The organism is Paenibacillus sambharensis (genome assembly GCF_003233845.1).
Taxonomy (GTDB): Bacteria; Bacillota; Bacilli; order Paenibacillales; family Paenibacillaceae; genus Paenibacillus_I; species Paenibacillus_I sambharensis.
Genome location: NZ_QKRB01000045.1, coordinates 19661 through 40954, shown reverse-complemented (window position 1 = coordinate 40954; position 21294 = coordinate 19661). Strand labels below are relative to the sequence as shown.

At 53.4% G+C, this 21294-nt stretch carries 22 protein-coding genes and 1 riboswitch; of the genes, 7 read left to right on the top strand and 15 right to left on the bottom strand.

Translation table 11 applies throughout. From position 1 onward, the window contains the following. Positions 1-277: 277 nt before the first annotated feature. Positions 278-383: riboswitch (TPP riboswitch) on the bottom strand. Positions 384-426: 43 nt separating this feature from the next. From DNH61_RS14630 to DNH61_RS14615, 4 genes are all read right to left on the bottom strand, one after another. Beyond that, positions 427-1623 carry a glycosyltransferase family 4 protein gene (locus DNH61_RS14630; protein WP_111147422.1) on the bottom strand — a complete coding sequence of 399 codons (1197 nt, stop codon included), beginning with the start codon at positions 1621-1623 and terminating at the stop codon, positions 427-429. Positions 1624-1746: 123 nt separating this feature from the next. After that, on the bottom strand, positions 1747-3354 hold the full coding sequence (locus DNH61_RS14625; protein ID WP_281272406.1) for a cbb3-type cytochrome c oxidase subunit I: 1608 nt from the start codon (positions 3352-3354) through the stop codon (positions 1747-1749). Positions 3355-3494: 140 nt separating this feature from the next. Next, the gene (locus DNH61_RS14620) at positions 3495-3965 is read right to left on the bottom strand and encodes a cytochrome c oxidase subunit II (protein ID WP_111147421.1); all 471 of its coding nucleotides are present in this window, start codon (positions 3963-3965) and stop codon (positions 3495-3497) included. A 16-nt stretch (positions 3966-3981) separates the two neighbouring features. Then, positions 3982-4095 carry a cytochrome c oxidase subunit 2A gene (locus DNH61_RS14615; protein ID WP_111147420.1) on the bottom strand — a complete coding sequence of 38 codons (114 nt, stop codon included), beginning with the start codon at positions 4093-4095 and terminating at the stop codon, positions 3982-3984. 348 nt (positions 4096-4443) lie between these two features. Between DNH61_RS14615 and asd the strand changes: the two genes are divergently transcribed. Further along, positions 4444-5232 carry an archaetidylserine decarboxylase gene (asd, locus tag DNH61_RS14610; protein WP_181438721.1) on the top strand — a complete coding sequence of 263 codons (789 nt, stop codon included), beginning with the start codon at positions 4444-4446 and terminating at the stop codon, positions 5230-5232. Positions 5233-5425: 193 nt separating this feature from the next. Here asd and DNH61_RS14605 read toward each other — a convergent pair whose 3' ends face one another. Beyond that, positions 5426-6211 (bottom strand): helix-turn-helix domain-containing protein, encoded by a 786-nt coding sequence (locus DNH61_RS14605; RefSeq protein ID WP_111147419.1) that lies wholly within the window; start codon positions 6209-6211, stop codon positions 5426-5428. A 216-nt stretch (positions 6212-6427) separates the two neighbouring features. Between DNH61_RS14605 and DNH61_RS14600 the strand changes: the two genes are divergently transcribed. The 3 genes from DNH61_RS14600 (at position 6428) to DNH61_RS14590 (ending at position 8764) form a co-directional block, all read left to right on the top strand. After that, positions 6428-7738: an aminotransferase class I/II-fold pyridoxal phosphate-dependent enzyme gene (locus tag DNH61_RS14600; RefSeq protein WP_111147450.1), complete on the top strand. Its 1311-nt coding sequence runs from the start codon at positions 6428-6430 to the stop codon at positions 7736-7738. 211 nt (positions 7739-7949) lie between these two features. Then, on the top strand, positions 7950-8306 hold the full coding sequence (locus DNH61_RS14595; RefSeq protein WP_111147418.1) for a (2Fe-2S) ferredoxin domain-containing protein: 357 nt from the start codon (positions 7950-7952) through the stop codon (positions 8304-8306). 5 nt (positions 8307-8311) lie between these two features. Continuing rightward, positions 8312-8764, top strand: a complete 453-nt coding sequence (locus DNH61_RS14590; RefSeq protein WP_111147417.1) for a hypothetical protein — start codon at positions 8312-8314, stop codon at positions 8762-8764. A gap of 31 nt (positions 8765-8795) precedes the next feature. Here DNH61_RS14590 and DNH61_RS14585 read toward each other — a convergent pair whose 3' ends face one another. The 7 genes from DNH61_RS14585 to DNH61_RS14555 form a co-directional block, all read right to left on the bottom strand. Next, positions 8796-9863, bottom strand: a complete 1068-nt coding sequence (locus DNH61_RS14585; protein ID WP_111147416.1) for an aminopeptidase — start codon at positions 9861-9863, stop codon at positions 8796-8798. A gap of 24 nt (positions 9864-9887) precedes the next feature. Next, positions 9888-11132: an ABC transporter permease gene (locus tag DNH61_RS14580; RefSeq protein ID WP_111147415.1), complete on the bottom strand. Its 1245-nt coding sequence runs from the start codon at positions 11130-11132 to the stop codon at positions 9888-9890. Further along, entirely contained in the window at positions 11116-11883 is a 768-nt protein-coding gene (locus DNH61_RS14575; protein WP_111147414.1) for an ABC transporter ATP-binding protein, read from the bottom strand. The genes DNH61_RS14580 and DNH61_RS14575 overlap by 17 nt, the downstream gene beginning before the upstream one ends. A 154-nt stretch (positions 11884-12037) precedes the next feature. Beyond that, on the bottom strand, positions 12038-13495 hold the full coding sequence (locus DNH61_RS14570; RefSeq protein ID WP_111147413.1) for a DEAD/DEAH box helicase: 1458 nt from the start codon (positions 13493-13495) through the stop codon (positions 12038-12040). Positions 13496-13529: 34 nt separating this feature from the next. Next, complete coding sequence (locus tag DNH61_RS14565) at positions 13530-14303, bottom strand: SDR family NAD(P)-dependent oxidoreductase (RefSeq protein WP_111147412.1); 774 nt, start codon at positions 14301-14303, stop codon at positions 13530-13532. A 78-nt stretch (positions 14304-14381) separates the two neighbouring features. Continuing rightward, positions 14382-14840, bottom strand: coding sequence for a chemotaxis protein CheX (locus tag DNH61_RS14560; protein ID WP_111147411.1), 459 nt, complete (start codon positions 14838-14840; stop codon positions 14382-14384). Positions 14841-14971: 131 nt separating this feature from the next. Then, the gene (locus tag DNH61_RS14555) at positions 14972-15958 is read right to left on the bottom strand and encodes an HRDC domain-containing protein (RefSeq protein ID WP_111147410.1); all 987 of its coding nucleotides are present in this window, start codon (positions 15956-15958) and stop codon (positions 14972-14974) included. 256 nt (positions 15959-16214) lie between these two features. Between DNH61_RS14555 and DNH61_RS14550 the strand changes: the two genes are divergently transcribed. Further along, positions 16215-16508 carry a DUF3055 domain-containing protein gene (locus tag DNH61_RS14550; RefSeq protein WP_181438720.1) on the top strand — a complete coding sequence of 98 codons (294 nt, stop codon included), beginning with the start codon at positions 16215-16217 and terminating at the stop codon, positions 16506-16508. Positions 16509-16552: 44 nt separating this feature from the next. Then, on the top strand, positions 16553-16834 hold the full coding sequence (locus DNH61_RS14545; RefSeq protein ID WP_111147409.1) for a hypothetical protein: 282 nt from the start codon (positions 16553-16555) through the stop codon (positions 16832-16834). 121 nt (positions 16835-16955) lie between these two features. On the opposite strand, the gene DNH61_RS14540 is transcribed toward DNH61_RS14545, so the two are convergent. Continuing rightward, on the bottom strand, positions 16956-17864 hold the full coding sequence (locus DNH61_RS14540; protein WP_111147408.1) for an ArsR/SmtB family transcription factor: 909 nt from the start codon (positions 17862-17864) through the stop codon (positions 16956-16958). A 167-nt stretch (positions 17865-18031) separates the two neighbouring features. Between DNH61_RS14540 and arfA the strand changes: the two genes are divergently transcribed. Further along, entirely contained in the window at positions 18032-19543 is a 1512-nt protein-coding gene (gene arfA / locus DNH61_RS14535; protein WP_111147407.1) for an arabinosylfuranosidase ArfA, read from the top strand. Between the two features lie 83 nt (positions 19544-19626). On the opposite strand, the gene rpmG is transcribed toward arfA, so the two are convergent. Both rpmG and DNH61_RS14525 read right to left on the bottom strand, forming a co-directional pair. Next, positions 19627-19776, bottom strand: coding sequence for a 50S ribosomal protein L33 (rpmG, locus tag DNH61_RS14530; RefSeq protein ID WP_111147406.1), 150 nt, complete (start codon positions 19774-19776; stop codon positions 19627-19629). A 19-nt stretch (positions 19777-19795) separates the two neighbouring features. Then, positions 19796-21031 (bottom strand): GTP-binding protein, encoded by a 1236-nt coding sequence (locus DNH61_RS14525; protein ID WP_111147405.1) that lies wholly within the window; start codon positions 21029-21031, stop codon positions 19796-19798. Positions 21032-21294 lie beyond the last annotated feature (263 nt).

Genomic DNA, 21294 nt, shown 5'->3' with positions numbered 1-21294 from the left:
AGGAGGCGCATGGAAAATGTGATCCGGGCAGGCTGGCTGCATTCGCGCCGCTGCGGCTCGCTGCGGCTCTGTGCCTGTTTGCCCGTATTCCGCTTACATGCCTTCAGCGCGCTGCTTTGCATCATTCCCCAGCGGGGATTCTGCCTGTAAACACAGCAAAGCCGCTTCCGGCGTGGAAGCGGCAGAATGATAGAGACCAAGGCCTTCATCCGGCAGGCTGTGGCAACCTCGCAGCCATTCATCCTGCGCGGCCCAGCCTTAAACGGTGTCGGCAACTGTCCGTACATTCCCACTTTCCTACGCTGGTATAACCCAGATCAGGTTCGAAGGGACAAAGGCAAGATGCCTAATCTCAGCCCGCGAGGGCGCCCCTAGTGGATTCATGTCTAGAGCATAAATGCCGTTGGTACCTTTTGTCAACTTGTTTTATCGTGTGAGCAGGCTCCGGTGATGGATTTCCTGCTGCTCTTCGAATTCCTTCAGCAGCTCTATCCACTGGTTCGCGGCCCGCTGCCAATTGAAGTACTGTTCTACACGCTGCCTGCTCATGCTCCCCATGAAGCTGCGCAGCTCGGCGTTTGACAACAGCAGGGATAGCCGGTCGTAAAGTCCTTCAGCCAGCTGCTCGGGTCCAACCAGATAGCCGGTCACCCCGTCCTCCACGATCTCTGGCATGCCGCCTGCGCGTGATGCCACAACAGGCAGTCCGGCTGCCATCGCCTCCACATTGACAAGCCCGAAGGCCTCATCGGCACCGGAGGGTACACAGGCAACATCAGCAGCGATGAACCAATCCGGCACTTCGGCATAGGATACATACGGAACAAACCGGACATGCCCCTTAGCCGCTTCTGCCAGCTGCCGGAGACGGCGGGCATAGGTTGTCATACGGTGTGATCCGTAGTAAGGACTGCCCACAATCACGACAAGTACATCGGGATGTGCTGCCGCGAGCTTAGGGACGATACGAAGCAGGTGATGAACACCCTTCCTCGGAATCAGCCTGCCGACGAACAGCACCACCTTGCGGCCATCCCAGCCTCTTGCCGCCCTCAGTGCCGCTCTTCGCTCCATGCCCTCCGGCGTAAACCGTGACATGAAGCGGTTCGTATCCACCCCCAGGTGAATAACGCGCAGCTTGTGGGCGTGCTGCGGTGCCATGGCGGCAACCAAGCCAAGCAGATAGTGACTGTTCACAATAATCCGGTCGACGGCTGCCAGGCAGCGGTTCAGCTTCTCCCTGCTGATATAGCGGCTGCCGATAAACGTCGAGGAATGAAGGTTCAGCCACACGGCACATCGCGGCAGCAGACGCTTGAGCCTGAGCGCATATGCCGGCCGGTTCTCCACCTGGATAAGCCGGGGACCGAAGCGTGCAGCCGCACGGCCTACCTTGCGGACGTACAGCGCCTTATCCACAGCGGGAAACCGTTCACAGCGCACGCCTCTTACGCTGCCGATCCGTTTCAGCCTGCGGCTGGACCTGCCGTAAATCCGCGGTTCAACCCTGCTTCGGTCAAGCAGCGGCACGATATGTTCGACGACCCGTTCGACCGAGCTGCCGCTCGGTGACGGGATAACGAAGGAGCCGGGTGTAATAAAAGCAGCTTTGGACGGTGCCATGACGGATGCATCCCTCCTCGGACATCATGCTGGCAGGCCTTGCAGCCTGCATGTCAACGCATGGTTTAATCCAGCATACACGCGGAGGAGACATCCCGGAACGGCACTGTCCCAGCGGCGATTTTACCAGGTCACATAGCCCCTCGCACCCGGTGAATCGGTCTGAAGCATATCCATAACCGGGATGGTATAGGCAACAAGAATCAGGACAACCGCAATGCCGATCCAGACACTCCACCGTTCCAGGTAACGCGGCACAGGCAGCGCATCCGGCTCCGGCTCAGCAATTGGAAATTCCTCTTCTCCGCGCGGCGCCCGGAACAGACCGATGATGATGCCGATCAGAATGAGGATACCAATGAATACAATGATGCCACCGATTGCCATCGCAGCCTGGTAAGGCAGCCATGACAGCCCTTCCGCACTGTCCCCGTAAGTGGTATACGCCGTCCGGCGCGGAGCACCGAACAGGCCGACCAGATGCATCGCGCCCGACATGATAAACATGCCGAAGGCCCAGACAAGAGTCTGGATGATGCCCCACTTATGCAGACGCGGGGTAAGCCTCCGTCCTGTCACAGCAGGAATCAGCCAATAGGTGATGCCGAAGAAGGTCAGCGCCACGCTTGATGCGACGGTCAGATGGAAGTGGCCGGTAACCCACAGTGTATTGTGGACCACGGCATTCATCTGATTGCTCGCATTGATGAGCCCGCCAGCGCCTGCCGGAATGAAGATCAGCATGCCCATGAAAGGCGCGAAGAATCTGGCATCCTTCCACGGCAGCTTCTTCAGCCAGCCGAATAAGCCTGTTCCGCCTCTCGCCCTACCCGCCAGCTCGAAGGTTGCGAACAGCGAGAAGGCAGTCATAAGGGACGGGATCACAACGAGGAAGGTAAGCACGACCTGGAGGTATTTCCAGAACGGAGATATGCCCGGCTCCATCAGCTGATGGTGGAAGCCTACCGGAATGGAGAACAACAGGAACAGCAGGAATGACAGCCTGGCGAGAGCGTCGCTGAACAGCCGGCCGCCGATGATTTTCGGAATGCATACATACCAGCACATATACGCCGGCAGCAGCCAGAAGTAGACCAGCGGATGTCCGAAGTACCAGAACAAGGTACGGCTGAGCATCACGTTTACCGTCTTGGTCCAGCCGAGCGACCAGGGCAGCAGCTGAAACAGCACCTCAACAGCAACACCCAGCGTGGCGATCAGCCATAGCGCCATCGTGACGATACCCATGAAGGCAAACAGCGGCGAGGTCTGGCCCTTATGCGTGCGCTTCCAGTAAACATAATTCTGAATCATCCCAGCACCGCTGATCCAGCTCCCCACAACGATAAGCACCAGCGCAATATAGAACAGCTTGTCGGCCTTAAGCGGGGCATAGAAGGTGTAGAGAACCGTCGCTTTGTTCAGCAGAATCATAATGGTACCGAGCACCGTGCCGAGCGACATCACCGCAAACCCGCCCCAGCCCAGCGCACGCGAGCTAGCCAGCAGTTTCCCTCCTAATGTACGTGCCAATCCGCCATAAATAAAGCCCATAATGAAATAGGTTGTGAAAATAAGGGCCATCAGCACGCCATGCGCGGTCAGAAGCTGATAATAACCGATCCCTGCAGGCAGTGTGACCATGCCGCCCCGTACTAGTCCTTGAAGCAGACCAGCTATGCCCCCTGCCAGCAGCGCAGCGAAGGCGAACATTAGATGCGCCAGTACCAGGGCGCTGTCGCGCTTGTCAAACGCAGTGAAGCTCTTGGCGGGCTTGACTTTGTTCTGCCGCTGATTATATTCGGCTGCCTCCTTGGAGCCTGCGGCTTCAATATCTCGTATCCTGGTTGCAGTTGCGCTCACTATTGTCTTCACCCTTTCACCACGATCTTCGCCTGCATTATTTCATGTCCGATCCCGCAGTACTCATTGCACAGAATCAAGTACTCCCCCGGCTCGTCAAACGTATGCGTGACATGGCTGACCTCACCTGGTATAACCATTACATTGACGTTGGTCCGCGGAATTGCGAAGCCGTGCACGACATCTGTACTGGTTAACGTAAACTTCACCTTGGCCCCGACAGGAACTTCAATGGTCTGCGGTTCATAACCGAATGCGAAAGCCAGCATGACAGCTTCATATGAGTTGTCGCCAAGCTTCTTAAGTCCGAGACTATTGAATGGGGCTGTTTCCTGCGCCTTCTCCGGGTCGATCGCATGATGCCCGCCCGGCGGCGCCATACCGAACGCAAAGGTTGAGATGCCGAGAACGGTCAGAAATAGAGCCAGCATGGCAATCCCGATTGCCAGCCATATTTTTTCGAGCTTGTGAATATGCACACCTAAGTCCCCCTGACTATCGATTGATAAAAAGCACAAATACAGCTGTCCAGGATGCCGCCAATATGACGGCCAGCACCAATACGGCGGCCAAGGTTCCCTTTAACTGCGGCTCTTGATTCTGTTTCATCAGCAAGCTCCCCCCGTTATTTACTCTCTTAAATTGTATGGAGCCCCCCTTCACTAGGCTGTGATTCCAATCACATCATTTCGACTAAATATGACAGAGGTGTGAACGCGAAAAAGACTGCTGCGGCGCACTATACAAGAAGTAGAGATTAGTTCTGTACAAAAAACAGCCCCTGGCGTGAGATAAATCTCATGCGGAGACTGTCAAGACTAGTATATTTTGCTGTGCCGGAGCAGCAGGAAACGAGAATTAAGATCGGCCTGGTCTATTGATTTGTCCAGATGGATATGGCACACTTAGGGGCGAGGCAAGCGGTTTGCTTGCCAGAGAGGACGTGAATGTACCCGCATGATGAGATGGCTGCTGAGGTCAATGACCGAGCTTACCTCCAGAAAGTGGATTTCGCAGCTTACCGGACGATTTGCCCAGTCCACTGCCAGCCGCAGGCTGATCCCCCGTTTTGCCAAGATTTACGGAATTTCGGTGGACGAAGCGGAGAAACAGATCGGTGAATACAAGACGCTTAACGAATTCTTCACCCGCAGGCTGAAGCCCGGAATGAGAATAATTGACGAGGCTCCCGATTTGGTTGTCAGCCCTGTAGACGCGCTAATAACAGGCGCCGGTCCCGTTGATGCCGGCTCTATTTTTAATATTAAAGGCCAGGATTACACCATTGAGGAACTGCTTGCCTATTCGCCGCGAATGGAGAATTACAAGCATGGCTTCTGCCTGGTGCTCTACCTGAGTCCAACTGATTATCACCGCATCCACGCGCCGGTCGAAGGCCGGATCGTCGAGCGCGAGCATATCAAGGGCAAGGTTTACCCGGTCAATGAATTTGGCCTGAGACAGATGCGCCGGGTGCTGAGCCGCAATGAACGGCTTGTCACCTACATCCGGCACCAGACCGGGGAGATCGCGGTCGTTAAAGTCGGAGCCATGAATGTGAGCAGTATCAAATACATTGATCCCGCAGCAGAGAGTACCGAACGCGGCGGAGAGCTCGCTTATTTCGAGTTCGGCTCCACGGTTGTACTGCTTATGGAAGATGACACGTTCCTTCTCCGGGAGGACCTTATGCCGGGCAAGAAGGTCCGGATGGGCGAAGCCCTTGGCACATTGAAGCAGCCTTAACCAGCGGTTCTAGAGAGACACCCCTAATCAACCACAGCAAAGAGGAGCTGCGAGCAGATCTATCTGCTTGTCAGCTCCTCTTTGTTCATTCCGCAGGCGGTAATTGAAGCCGGAAGCACAGCCCTTAGCCGTGCTTCTTGCTCCTGCTTCTCATGGCGATTCTCGCACACTCGCCTGCAGCCTTGTAATCCGCTTACCGGATTTCCGATGGACTCTTTCCTGTATACTGCTTAAACTGCCGGCTGAAGAAGAAGATATCCCGGTAGCCTAGCGCATCCGCCACTTCCGTCACATTCATGCCTGCATGCATCAGCAGATGCTGGGCCCGTTCGATCCGGGTCCGAATCATGTAGGTCTGCACCGACATGCCCGTCATTTCCTTGAATTTGATCGAGAAGTATCGTGGAGACAGCTGCGCGCGCTTCGCCAAGTCCTCGACACGATGAGCAATGCCGGGATTTTGCCGAATATAATTGGCTACCTCATGAATGGATTCGGTCAGCTGATTACTGGCCTTCCGCTCCACTGGCCCTTCATTATCCTCGCGCAGCAGATGGATCAGCAGCATCTTGAGCACCAGTCTGGCTTCCTCCTCCGCTGCGTAGGTCTGGATAAGGAAGAGCCTGACGTAACGCGAGAGCAGGTACTCAAAATCAACCACTTCATGCAGACGGCGATAAGCCTCCGGTATAATATCAACCTGCTCATTCACATCAAAGTGAATATAGGTCAGCACAAGCGGCTTCTGCGGATCATGGGTCGCGCTTGTATGGTCGCCCGGCCGGAACAAGAAGCAGCTCCCCTTACCCACCTTGTAAGGACGCCCGTTCAGGACGACCTCCCCTTCACCGCTCCATACATAGAACAAATCATAGTTAGCCATCGGTTTTTCCCGCTTCTGCCATTTCCATCCGGGCTCACACACAATTTTGGCGAAAGCCGGCAGCAGAACGAGCGATGAGGGCGAAACATGCAGCATATCGGCACTCCTTAATCCTAAGCTTCAACCTGTCTGGCTTGCTGATGTCATGATACAACAGGGGTGAAAGAACGCGCAACTAGTCCCGGCATCGTCAAAAAAACTGACATTTATCATAGTACCTTGTATCCAAAAGATGTTATAATAGTCGCCAAACGGTTTCTGCATGACATGAGACCAAGATACGACTTATTCGGAAGGATGAGAGAAGAATTCATGAACCCACTTGCCCAGCAGTTGAATGAAACGATTGAGCGGGAAAATCCGCATGTCCACGCTGTATTGTCCGACCTTGGCAAAGCCATCTATTTCCCAAAGGTAGGTATTCTTAGCCAGTCAGCGGAGGCCAAAGCCAAGGCGAAGAAGTTCAACGCAACGATCGGCATCGCCACCGAAGGGGGCCAGCCGATGCATCTCAAAGTGATTCAGGAGACACTCTCCGCTTACAATCCGAAAGACTTGTATGAATATGCCCCTCCTGCCGGCAAACCGGAGCTTCGTACAGCCTGGCGGTCCAAGATGCTGAAGGAAAACCCTTCCCTCGAAGGAAAGTCATTCGGCAATCCGATCGTTACCAACGCGCTCACGCACGGGCTCAGTATTGTAGCTGACCTGTTCGCAGGGCCGGGTGATGCCGTCGTTATACCTAACAAGAACTGGGAAAATTATGAGCTGACCTTCGGCGTGCGGCGCGGCGCCACAATCGTCGAGTATCCGCTCTATAATGAACAATACAGATTCAATAGCGCCGCGCTGCGGGAAGCGCTGCTCGCGCAGAAAGACAAAGGCAAGGCGATCGTTCTGCTGAACTTCCCGAACAATCCGACCGGTTACACGCCGGGGGCTCAGGAATATGACGAAATCACAGCAGCGATCCGTGATGCAGCGGAAGCCGGGGTAAACGTCGTAGCGGTTACCGATGACGCATACTTCGGCCTGTTCTTCGAGGACTCTGCACAAGAGTCGCTCTTCGGCAAGCTTGCCGGCCTGCATCCGCGAGTTCTTGCTGTGAAGGTGGACGGGGCTACGAAGGAAGAGTATGTATGGGGCTTCCGCGTCGGTTTCATCACCTATGCATCCGAGTCGGCTGACCTGCTGAATGCGCTGGAGCAGAAGACACTGGGTATTATCCGTGCCACGATCTCGAGCGGCCCGCACCCTACCCAGACGTTCGTACTGCATGCACTGAATTCACCGGAATTTGAAGCCCAGAAGGAAGAGAAGTACACGATCATGAAGGGCCGTGCCAACCGGGTTAAGGAGCTTCTCGACAGCGGCCGCTATGAAGATGTATGGACCTATTATCCGTTTAACTCAGGTTATTTCATGTGCCTTAAGCTCAAAGAGGCAGATGCCGAATCCGTGCGTCAGCGGCTGCTGGATGAATATGGAATCGGTACAATCGCTCTGGGAGAAACCGATCTTCGGGTCGCGTTTTCTTGTATTGAGGAGCCTCACCTGGAAGAGCTGTATGATACGATCTATCAGGCTGTTCAGGACGTCACGGCTGCCAAGACCGGAGTCTAGCGCCGCCACTAAGCAGCTTAGCACCAAGGCTGTCACGGCCAATATCGACCGTGACAGCCTTTATTATATACAGGTCGAAATTGACGCTCACGCATATACTTGTTATTATAATAGTAATAATTACTATTAGTTTCTGCCCGATGCAGTGAAATCTTATGGATGTGTAAGTTCACAAGGCATATTTTGGATGAAGTACAGAGAGGAGCCCGTAATGGCTACATGGAACTTGGAGGAGACCAGCTGTCACCTGCTGATCTGCAATGGCGGCAGCTGTATGAAGCGATTGGGGGAAGAAGTCACACAGGCCATAAGAGAGGAAATCTCCGCCCTTAATGCCGACCGCCTAATTCATACCACCCGCACCCGCTGCAACGGACGCTGTGCGGATGCATGTGTTGTAATCGCCTATCCTGAAGGAGTATGGTATAGAGATATTACGCCCGATTCCGGAAGAGAATTAGTAAGAAGGCACCTGGCGGGCGAGCGTCTTGAATCCCATATCAGCTATTCATTCGACCGGACATTCATAGCAGCGGGAAGCTCTGCAGAAGGAACTTTAAAGGGGTAGTTGAAATGACGAACGCACAGCACGAACATGCAGAAAATATAATAAGCTCCCATTCCCGGGAACGGTGGATTCGCCGGAAACAGGAGCTTGCGGTTTGGGTGGAACGGGACAAGCTGGTCAAGAAGCCAAAGCAAACAGTCGGCTGGGACGACACCGCCGTTGATGCCGAGCTGCTTCCTGCGCTTCAGGCGCTCAGAAGAGCTGGCATTCAAACGGAATTTTCCTGTGCCGGTGTCAGCCTGCTGGATGAACCGTTCGATCATTCCCTGTATGCTTACGTAACCTGCGAGCGTACCAGACGGGCCGATCAGTTCGTGCAGCATGCCATAAAGCAGATGCGTCATCGTCTGCTCGTGACTCTGGAGCCGGCCAATAACCGTTATGACCTGTCTTCCTTCTTCATTATGCATAACCGTTCGTTCTGCCTGCAGCTTGAGCGGGCAGCCCGGCAGTTCTAGGGAAGGGAAGGAATCGCAGCCATCTTCAGGCTCAGAATACCCACTGGCCATTCTTCTGGACCAGAACACCGTCCAAGTAAATCTCGCCGCCATCTTTCAGGTTCTTCACCATGTCCCAGTGAATATCGGATTCATTGCCGGCGCCGCCCATTTCGTAGGCTCGTCCAAGAGCCAGGTGGACCGAGCCCCCGATTTTCTCATCGAACAGAATATCTTTGGTTGGCCGTGTAATGCCATAGTTTACGCCAATCCCAAGCTCGCCAAGAAATCTTGCCCCCTCATCCGTATCCAGCGCAGCAGCAAGCGCTTCTTCGCCCTTTTCCGCTGAAGAATCCACTACCCTGCCCTTCTCAAAACGCAGTCGGATGCCCGAGATCTCCCTGCCGTTATAAATGGTTGGCCATTCATAATAGATATGGCCCTCCGTGAGCAGGTGATTCGGAGAAAAATAGAACTCCCCATCGGGAACGTTGCGGTTGCCTGCACAGATAACTGCCGAACGGCCCGCGATATCAACGGTCAGATCCGTCTCTTTGCCGACAATACGAACCTTGCTGGCCGCGTTAAACTTCTCGATAGCACCGAGCATGGAGCGCTCCATCGCCGCATAATCCACATTGGTTGCACTGTAGACGAAATGCTCATACTCCTCCAGCGACATGTCCGCGTCCTGTGCCTGCGCCTGTGTAGGAAACATCGTGAGCACCCACTTGGCGCCGCCCTGCATCAGATAACGGGAAAGCTTGGAGGTCGCACGGCTGCGCTGCTTCAGCTTCTCGGGATCAACGTTCGTCAGTTCCTTGTTGTTTGCAGAACCCAGAATGCGTATCAGACCATCAGCCCGATGATACAGCCATTCAAGCACGTCTACATCATCAAGCTGTGCGCTGCTCGCCTCATCGTACATAATTTTGTTCAGCTCGGCCAGGCCAACCTGCAGCATGGGATGCCCCCCGGCTTTCAGTACCGAGCGGTAAACCTCCTTAATGAGCGGAGCCGTCTCGGCATCTCCCATGATTAATATCTTCTCCCCGGGCTGCACATCAATCGAATGATGCACCAGTATGCGGGCCAATTCCTTCACTCGCGGATCTCCCATGATTAATTTCCTCCTTAGAATCTGTTAGTCATCCTCGTTCTCCTTAGCCATTCTCGCTGAGAGGCGGTAAGGGGCAATGACAGCCGCATATAGAAGCACGAACAGTGCGGCAGTCGCTGCCGGCAGCCACAAGCTCTGAAGAGCCAGCGGAATGACAGTAAAGCATGCAATCAGTACGGCACAGATGAGATGTGCAGTGCGCGCAGCCCTCAGCAGCGACTGAAAGCGCGTCGCGACAGGCAGCGGATATACATGCTGCCATACCGTATACCGGTGGGCATGGCGGACCGCTCCCAGCTGCATGCCAAGCACTGCTGTGAACAAGCAGCAGAGAGCGACAGCGGCCCAGCCGTTAAGTGACCCGCTCTGCGCAGCAAAGAACGAGGACAGCGCCCCAAGTCCTGTCAGTCGCAGCAGAATTCCTCCGGTCTCCGTTCTGGTAATCGTCTGGGTATACAGAAAGGTATAAGTGCTTCGTCTCCTGTAGGGCACCAGAGATGGCAGCCAGGACAGATAAGCGCGCTTGGCCACTGCAGTCCCTGCAGCAGGAACATCAATAAACATGCTGAAGAAACGGTAGTACCCCCGTCTCGTCCGCGCTTCCTCGATGATCAGCCGCTCCCAAGGAAATCTGTGCTTGCGCGGCAGCTTGAGCGCCGCGTATACGACACCTGCGGCTCCGAGCAGGAACAGCAGTGTTTTCCACAGCGGGAAGGTAAACAAGGATACGAGTATGATGATGGTCAGTGCCCACCTCAGCAGACGATACAATCTGCGGGCAGACGAATAGGTCATTCGTCTCTCTATCCATGCTGCATAGGCATGCAGGCATTTCAGCACGGCCAGCACGGCTGCCGCTGCCAGCGGATGCACCGGCACTGTTCCCTTGTAGTAAAGCGGCAGAAAAGCGATCAGAACGACCGCCGTCCAGATGGATGTGACAATTAGGCCGCGCCTTGCCGAGCGGAGTATGTAAGGCTTCATTCCACTCTCCCGCGGCATCAGAAAGACGGTATCCGCTGGAACCAGCCAGCTGCGCAGCGGCGACCAGCAGACGAATGGCAGCAGTACGGCGGCTCCCGTCAAGGCAATCGGGTAATGCTCCGGCACCTGTCTCAGGAAGCTGCCATAGCTGACGAGGAATGCAATGCCGACGAGAGAGAGAAAGGCGGGAAAACCGCTCTGCAGCATGTAACGGATGTAAGGGGATGCTTCCTTCCAGAAGTCGGCCGACCGTCTGCGCCACAGCCCCTCAAGCGACCGGTCCATTGGTGTCTCCCTCTTCTATGACCAGTCTGTAGAAGGCCTCTTCCAGTGAAGAAGCAGAATCGCCTGCAGTCTTCCTGACATCCTCCAGGGTACCGCTGGCCACCAGTCTGCCGCCATGAAGCACCAGGTAACGATCGCAGTACGACTCTACAGTCGCAAGAATATGCGAGCTCATCAGAATGGCCGCCCCCTTGCGCTTAACCTCTACAAGACGCTCAAGGAGCGAACGTATGCCTAGCGGGTCAAGACCCACAAACGGTTCGTCGATTATGTACAGCGGCGGCTCTGCCAGAAGCGCATTCATCAGCATGACCTTCTGCTTCATCCCTTTGGACAGATGGCCTGCGAATGCTTTTCTCTTCGGATTCATATGGAATTCCTTAAGCAGGTCGTCGCATCGCTTCGTATAGGCGGAATCGGGCACATCGTAAGCCATTCCGGTCAAACGGAGATGGTCCTCTACCGTAAGCTCGTCAAACAGCACCGGTGTCTCTGGAACATAGGCAAATGCCGAACGGTATACCTCCGGGTTATCATCAAGCGACGTACCCTTGATGCGCACATCTCCGCTGTGAGGCTGCATCAAACCCAGAATATGCTTGATTGTCGTGCTTTTACCCGCACCGTTAAGTCCAATGAGGCCCACCATTTCCCCCGGCTGAATTCCGAAGGTTACATCATGCAGAACAGGTTTCCTTGGACTGTATCCTCCTGTGAGCCCGCTTACCTTCAAGATCGGTTCCTTGCTCACCGTATCACCTCATATTCATAGTTTGGCCCGGCTATGAGAAACAGCCGCAGGGTATCCACTGGTGCAGCCAGCGCATCTACCTGCGGCTCAAATCTAGGCTGGCAGCCAGCAAATGCCCGTCATTAAGAGATTGCTCATCCTGGGCTTAATGCTTCTACTTCTGCTGATCTTCGCTGCCGTTCTCACGCTTGGCCTTAAGCCACTTGGGCGCTCCCTTGTTCTTCCGTTCCTTCTCCTTCTCCGCCTTTGCCTTGGCTGGCGAAAGCTTCCTTACAGCCTCTCTGCCGTGCCCTGGGGGAAGCTCCTTGCGGCCTGCAGGGGAAGACGGAGCTCCGGTCAAGCCGCTGGATGCGCCCTTACCTGCATCTCCTGAGCGTCCTTTACCACTCCTGACATCCTTATCTCCCCTGGTTGCAGGAGTTCTGCCGGTTCCAGCGCTCCTTGGGGAAGAACTATTCCTTGTGCCGCGCTTCAGCTCTTCACGCGCCAGAATTTTCCCGCCGAACAGGACCCGTTCTTTAATTTCAATACCAAGGCGCTTGGAAAGCTTCTCAGCCAGGTAACTGTCCCGGAAGGTTACGATTGTAAAAACGGTACCTTCCCGGCCCATCCGGCCTGTCCGCCCGGCGCGGTGCACATAGCGGTCGGGGTCCTGCGGCGCATCGATATTCAGCACAAGCGGCAGATGCTCGATATCAATCCCTCTTGCCGCGACATCGGTCGCAAGCAGCAGCTGGCACCGGCCGCTTCTGAAACGCTCAAGTGTCTGAGACCGCTTCAGCTTATCTGCGTCTCCATACAGGGATTCAACAGTAAATCCTTCGAACGAAAGCTTCGCTTCCCAATTCGCGATCTGGTCTGTGTCATTCATGAACAGAAGCGCCGAGGATGGCGCAAAGGCATGCAGAAGCTTCTTCGCCGTCTCAAACTTGTCCCTGCCTTCGCTAAAGATGTAATAGTGGCTAATCGTCTCAGCCACCCGGTGCTCAGGCTGCACATCAATTCGCACGGGTTCCTTCATCCATCTGCCGGCAAGCCGTTCCATCTCCTCTGGAAGCGTCGCCGAGAAGAAGGCGATCTGGCGGTCCGGGCCGAGAGCCGATATAACCGTTTCAACCTCTTTGGTCGAGCCAAGCTCAAACATCTGGTCCGCTTCATCAATCACGATCGTTCGCGCGTTGTGCAGCTTCAGCTTGCGCTGGCCTACAAGCTCATTAATCCGGCCTGGCGTTCCCACAATGAGATGCGGCTTCAGCTTCAGCTTCTCAACCTGCCGCTTCAATGCGGCTCCCCCGATCAGCTGCTGCACCCGCAGTCCGCAAGCCTCCGCATAGCGCTCCGCCACACGGACAATCTGCATGGCGAGCTCCTGTGTCGGCGCAAGTACAACCGCTTGAATATCCGGGACAGCCGCATCCATGCGGTTAAGCAGCGGCAGCAGATAGGCCAGCGTCTTTCCCGTACCCGTCTGAGATCTGGCATATAAGTCTCTTCCGGATGCGATTGCAGGAATTGCTTCCTGCTGAACCGTTGTCGGTTCGGTTATTTCAAAATCCTTCAACTGTCCGATAAGCTCGGAACGGAGTTCCAGCTGCTCCCAGCTTGTCACCATGATGATCCTCCTCATGCCGCGTCTCGATTGTAAACTATTTTTTATTAAGCATAGGGCCGACCAGTCTGTCTGCCAGTCTCGGGAACAGCTGATACAGCTTGATTCCGGCAGCGGCCGACAGCGGAAGATCTACTTCCGCAATTCCTTTATCAATCACCTTCAGAATGGCAGCGGATACCCGTTCGGGCTTCATCATAAAGGCTTGGACGTTCCGGACATAAGTCCCCTCCGGGTCGGCCTTCGTAAAGAACGGTGTGTCAATCGGTCCCGGATTGACGGCTGACACCGTTATCCCTTTGCCCTTCATCTCAGCCCGCAGCGCATTCGTGAACCCCAGTACGGCATGCTTGGTCGCCGTATAAGCGGTAGACTTCGCCGTTCCAATCTTCCCTGCCATTGAGGCGACATTCACGATCTGCCCATACCCCTGGCGGAGAAAGACGGGAAGAATTGCCTTCGTACACCGGACGATTCCCATGTAATTCGTATTCATCATCTCTTCAAAATCTTCAACCTTCGCGTCTTCAAAATAATCAAAGACGGCATAACCTGCATTGTTAAGAAGCACGTCCAAGCCCTCGTAGTCTGCTATAATCTGCTGCGTGACCCGTTGTACCTCTGCATTGTCATTCACATCCAGAACGTAGACGCCGTGCCTGCCCCCAATAAGCGAGGACGCCTCCTTAAGCTTCGCTTCGTTACGTCCGGTCAGAATCGGGACAGCCCCCCGCTTTGCCAGCATTTGGGCGGTTAATGCCCCAATACCGCTGCTTGCACCGGTTATCAGTACTTTCTTCCCTGTCAGCATTTCGCATCACCTGCTTATCAGTTTACTAAAAATCTGGCACAATAAGCAAAAAAAACTCCCCTGCCGGGGAGTAAAATGTTACGCGATCAGTACCTGGATATCCAGTTCGCCGATCCCTTCCATTATAAGCGGAATGGTGAGTGCTTTATGAGGAGTAAAACCGGCTGCCTGCGCGGAATGCAATACCTTAGGTGGTGTAATATCAACCTTGACGCCCTGATTAAACAGCATCGTGCTGGCGTTACCGCTAATCATGTTGCCAAGCTCCGAGATCGCACTCTTGCCAATCTCATCTATTTCAGTAATTGCAAACCCGCCCATCATAGCTGAAACCAGCTTCAAAGCCACAGGCTCACTTATACCAAATACAATATCGCCGCTCATTTGACCTGTCATACCAATTTGTATCCAGATATAGTTCTCGACGAAAATAACTTCTTTAATGCCTAGCTGCCCGGTTTCCGGGCGGATACTGACCATCTGCTCAATGACGACTCTTGCCGATTCCAGAAACGGATTGATATATTCTGCCTTCATATTATGTCATTTCCCCCTTCTGTTCGACATTATTCGATCATCTTCTATGCTCCTATTATACTTGATCATATGGGTCAAGTATACTACTGTTTTTGTCAGATCCACCCCTCGGCCACAGCAGGATCGCTAAATTAACCTGCCTTCACCCCTGTGCTGTGACGATAATGAAGCCTGATTAGCCGTAATTTCTCATAAAGCGGCTCCAGCGGCTTACCCTGCAGCTCCTCTTCGTTATAAACATGCTGAAGGACTGGTTTCAGATACATATCCCCAACCGTATGCAAGGCCAGAATAATCTTCTCCTGCTCCTCCTGCGGATAACGCTCGAGCTCCTGTCTTAACAGCGGGGTCGTATCATAACCGGCCTCATCAAGCTGTTCAATTCGGATAATTAAGTCTCTGCGCTGCATGCCGGATACTTCCTGCAGCTCATCTAGACTGCTGCCCTCACGGATTCCGCTTAAGATCAGCCGGTTCACCTGATGACGCTGCATTTCCATCCGGTACTTGTCCTCCTTCTGCCGGAACAGCCACTTCGTATAGATCTCCTGGTCCAATTGACCCTCCACCCAGTCGAGCGGAAACGCCGTCGAGCGTTCATAACGGGTCGTTATGTCCAGAACTGCCGAACCATAAGTGGCAGTACGTGCTTCCCCCCAACCCGGTATATTCTTCAGCTCTTCCTCCGTATGCGGGATAAAAGCCGCAATCATGCGCAGCATCCGGTTATTGGCAACAACATAGGCTGCCTTCTTCTCTTCTGCCGCACGGCCTCTGCGCCACTCGCGCAGCTCTTCGAATATTTCCTCCCGGACATGCTGCTCAGCGTAACATTGAAGCATCCCGGCGATCCCTCCAGATACCGATTTGCGGTCGTCCAGCATGCCATCAAGCATTGGCTCATAGCCATCTCCCATCTTCACGGCAGCACCGTGCCGGAAGGCTGCCAGCATCTCTTCCCATGAGGTACCTTCGTACCAAAGATTGCTCTCACCATTTGTCTCTTCCAGCCATTGAACGCTCCAGCGGCCATGCTCCTCCCCGATGGTTACCTGCGCCGTTACAACCCGCCCGTCTTCCTGCTGTTTCTCCAGTGTGTTCAAGAAAACAACTCTCATCTTCTGCACCTCCCGATTATTGCGAACCCTGACCGGGTGCCCTCACCGCAGCTCCACCACACAGGCAGTACATACAAAAAAAGCACCCCTCCGGCTTAGCTGCGGAGAGGTGCTTCCTCACGATCAAATATTCGACTGCACTCAATATACCACCTCTGTATGCTTTTGACAAGACGAACAAGAAGAGCTTTAAAGTGGAGTTTTCCGGGAGTAGAGTTATAATGAAGCTAACAACATCTAAACCCGGAGGTCTAATATGCTGCCTGATTATGATTTTATGTCTGATACGACTGAGGATACTTCCACACGGTTCGTAACCTTTATCACGCCTGGTATGAAGCGGTTCGATCTGTCCATTACAACCACGAGCCGTTTCTACGGGAAGAAGCTCGTAACGGATTTACAGAATGGCATAACAGCGATTCTTGGCGCGGATGATCTGGAGGAAGAGGGCTATCTCGCTCACGTCTTCAAGCTCTCGGACGAGGAAGCCGCTGAACTGGAGCAGTTTCTCTACTTTGTTGTCGGCACGGTGAATTTTACCGATTAACTGGGGCATCTTAATGGTAGACCACCATTAAGGGAGGGATTCTAGTGGCTGACGGCTTCAAGCAGGAAGACCGGAGAACGTACCGTGATGTCAGTACGGTCGAATCACAGCGCAACGATCTGACCGCCGAGGAATTTCCGGAGGGTCCTTATGGAGCAGCGCTGCTTACCGAATCACTCGGGAAGAGCAGACCCTGGAGAATTGATCAGCGCCCGCCCAATCGTTTCGATTATGAGAATCGGCAGCTTCACAAGGGACTGGACCGCGATTTCCCGGGGGATCAAGGCGTAGGCAACGCTGCTCCTGAGGTAATGGATGAACCTTAGGATCAAGGTCAGCTAGCAATCCCGGATCTCTAACACAAACCAAGGCTGCCGGGTTAAACGGCAGCCTTGGTTTGTGTTAGAGATCTTCTTGCCGCAGCGTCTATGTTCCAGTGCTAAATGATTATTTCCCGGCATAATAGACTTTAACCACAATGTCCTTGTCATGGTTGCCAAATCCGGAGCCATATAGCGTCAATCCTCCTACGTGCTCGGCGGTTTCATCCACCGCAAACCGCAAGGTCCAGAAAGATTCGTGCAGTCTTAAGTCTCCGATTGTAACATCGGACAGCCGCTCCTCATCAATAAACGTGCCGTCCGCATTCACCCGAATCGTCTTCCATAATCCGTATTGATTAACGTCCCTCATCCACCAGTCCGGGGTATGCTTTCCGCGGGCAGCTCTTCCGAAATCAGCCGGGCTTGTCCACGTACCAAGCGTCACGCCGTTGAATACGAACCGGATATCCGACGGCCAGTGATCATTTAACCCCGGAGCTTCTGAAGCAAACTCAGCGGAAATTTCAATCTCCTCTGGATTATCTCCCGATAATAAGTAATTTGGTGTCTTATATTCGACATAACCCCTGCCAAACCATAGAATGGCCGCATTCACCCGCTCGGGATCCAGAAAATAACGCGGATCATCAAAGTGTCCAATATACTTCTCCTTGGTCGCCAGTCCACAAGTTGGGAAAACCTCGAACGCCGTATAATGTCCAACGGGAATCGACTGCTCACGACTTGAACGGGCTGTAGCCTGAAACGGCAGTTCGATCTCGATAACATCCTGTTTGAGACGGCACAGCTTGTGCGTTCCCCCGTTGCGCCGGACCCGCTGACAGCTTATCAATTCTGCCTGCTCCAGTTTCCTGAGGTGCATGGTCACGATACCGGGTGTAAGACCCAGGCAAGTCGCAATGTCCTTTGCATTCATCTCTTGGGCTGAGACCAGCTCCATAATTCTCCATCTGACCTCACTGGCTAATGCTTCGTAAAGCGCCATATATTCAGGGTCCCCGTTCACCTTCATTACCAAATCCCCACCGCCTAGTTAAAATCACATAAATATAAATTCAAGATAAAAAGTATGCGTTTTAAATTTATAATATTGAAAAGAATATGGCAACTATGATCTAATTTACTTAGAACGTCCTGTATGTAATTCAAACCATTATTTCTGGAAAAGGTGTGATCAGAATGGCTTTGCTGGCAAAAATGGTAGTGGATAAGGATTTTGTTATCGGTAATGTTGACGATCGGTTGTACGGTTCATTCATTGAGCATCTCGGCCGGGCCGTATACGGGGGTATTTATGAACCAGGTCACCCTCAGGCGAATGAGCAAGGCTTCCGCCAAGATGTACTTCGCCTGGTTCAGGATTTGCGCGTACCCATCATACGTTATCCGGGCGGAAATTTCGTTTCCGGGTATGACTGGAAGGACGCAGTCGGTCCCCTCGAGAGCCGGCCGCGCAAGCTGGACCTCGCATGGAGAACGGTAGAACCTAATCAATTCGGTATGAACGAATTCGTGGATTGGTCCAAGGCAGCCGGTTCTGACGTCATGTGGGCCATCAATCTGGGAACACAGGGCATTGATGAAGCACGGAATGTCGTCGAATATGCCAACCATCCGTCAGGCAGCTATTGGAGCGATCTCCGAGCCAGCCACGGTTATCGTAAGCCGCATAACATCAAGACATGGTGTCTCGGCAATGAGATGGATGGCCCATGGCAGATCGGCCACAAAACAGCCGAGGAATATGGAAGACTCGCACATGAAGCAGCCAAAGTCATGAAATGGGTCGATCCTTCCATTGAGCTTGTCGCTTGCGGAAGCTCCGCACTCGCGATGCCTACCTTCGCGGAATGGGAAGCGACCGTACTCGATCATACCTATGACCATGTCGAGTACCTTTCCCTGCACCAGTATTATGGAAATCCCGACAACGACACGGCCACCTTCCTGGCGCGTTCCGTGCAGATGGATGAGTTTATCGACAGTGTGACTGCCATCTGCGATTACGTGAAAGCCAAGAAACGCAGCAAGAAAAAGATGTTTCTCTCCTTCGACGAATGGAACGTTTGGTTCCACTCGCACGAATCCGACAAAAAGCTGGATCCGTGGCAAATTGCTCCGCCGCAATTGGAAGACATCTACAATATGGAGGATGCTCTTGTCGTAGGATGCATGCTCATCAGCTTGCTGAAGCACGCAGACCGTGTGAAGATGGCCTGCTTGGCTCAGCTTGTCAACGTCATTGCACCAATCATGACTGAAAATGGCGGTTCCGCATGGGCTCAGACGATTTACTATCCGTTCATGCACGCATCGCTTTACGGCCGCGGGCAGTCACTGGTACCGCTCATCCAATCGCCTAAGTATGATACGAAGGAGATCACGGACGTCCCTTATCTGGAGTCGGTCGCGACCCACAATGAAGAAACCGGAGAGATCACCATCTTCGCGGTGAACCGTCACTTAAGCGAGAAGCTGTCCTTCGAAGCGGATCTCAGAAGCTTCGGAGCTTGCAAGCTTGTTGAGCATCTCGTCCTGGAAAATGAAGATCTTAAGGCCGTTAATACCGCCCAGTCGCCAGGAACGGTCAAGCCGCATACAGGCGGCAATGCGAAAGCCGACGGAGCCAAGATCAGCGCTCAGCTTGCTCCTGCTTCTTGGAACGTCATTCGCTTAACTACACGTCCATAAAATACGTAAAGCAATACAAAAAACAGCCCGCCCTTGAACAAGGCGGGCTGTATCGTTTACGATGGCTAATCAGCCGCCATCCTCTATCTGGTCTCCCTGTGAAGCGTATGCCGCTTCAACCGTGGGCAGTATTTGCGCATCTCCAGCCGTCCTGGATGTGTCCGCTTGTTCTTCGTGGTCGTATAATTGCGGTCGCCTGTCTCTGTGCAGGCTAGAGTTACTATAACTCTCATGCTCATTCACCCCTCTCGTTTAATTGACGGAGGCCATCTCAGTCTCCATGGCTGCACCAGGCAGCTCGTCAGCGAAAGACTTCCAATCCTTGCCCAATTCCTCATCGTTCAACAGGCAGCGGTCAAGTGCTGCTTCCAGCTCCTGCCGGTTGATATCCATGCCGATGAATACAATTCTGTTCATCCGGTCTCCGTATACCGGATGCCAGGTTTCCATAATCTCTGGCTCCTCAAGCAGCAGCTGGCGCCGCTCTTCCTCCGGCAGTGCAGACACCCAGTAGCCTGCCGGACCAAACTGGATGGAGGGGCCCGCCTGGCTGATCGATTGCGCGGTCAAATTCCTGGTAGCCAGCCAGACGATTCCTTTCGCACGCACAATTTCCTCCGGCCAATTCGCCATCCATTCAGCAAGCCGCTGCGGATGGAAGGGAATCGCGCGCTCGTATACAAACGACGAGATGCCGTATTCCTCTGTTTCAGGTGTATGAGAAGGCTTCTCCATTTCCTTGATCCAACCGGCGGATGTGCTTGCCTTCTCAAAGTCAAACAACCCGGTATTCATGATTTCAGCCGGTTCGATCTCCCCGTGTACGGCACGGATAAGCTTCGCCCTTGGCTGAAGCTTGCGAAGAATACCTTCGAGCTCTGCCAGATCCTTTTCACTTACCAAATCGCACTTATTCAGCACCAGAACATCACAGAATTCGATCTGATCAATCAGCAGGTCAACAACGTCACGGCTGTCCTCTTCCCCTACCTCCTGACCCCGGTCCAGCAGCGTCTCGCCGGACGAGAAGTCATGCCAGAACCGGTAGGCATCTACCACCGTTACCATGCAGTCCAGCCGGCAGTACTCGGTCAGGTCTATGCCCTGCTCCTCATCCCGGTAGCTGAATGTCTGGGCGACTGGAAGCGGTTCCCCGACCCCGGTAGATTCAATCAGTATATAATCGAAGCGTCCTTCTCCAGCCAGCCTTTCGACCTCCTGCAGCAGATCTTCACGAAGCGTACAGCATATACACCCGTTGGACATTTCTACCAGCTTCTCATCAGTCCGAGATAAACCGCCTCCATCCTTGATCAATCCTGCATCAATATTTACCTCGCTCAAGTCATTGACAATGACGGCAACCCGCAGTCCTTGACGGTTATGCAGCACGTGATTCAGCAGCGTCGTCTTACCCGAACCAAGATAGCCGCTGAGTACGGTAACCGGCAGCTTGAATACACCGTCTGAACGATTTGACTTCTCCATACAAGCCCCCCACATGTAAAATTTACGAACACAAACTAACATAATTTTTAACAACAATCTATAGACCCCTTGTTGTCCTAAAACCCGTGAACGCACTTTATAATTAGTAATTATTACTGTTTAAATAGTAAAACATAATACTAGTCCTGTCAAGCGATTCCATGCTGTGCGCAAACAAAACAGCCCTAATTACCGAAAAAAAAGACCTGGCCGCAACGCTTGACACGTTACCAGCTAGGTCTTTTACGAAAGTAAGATTGCTT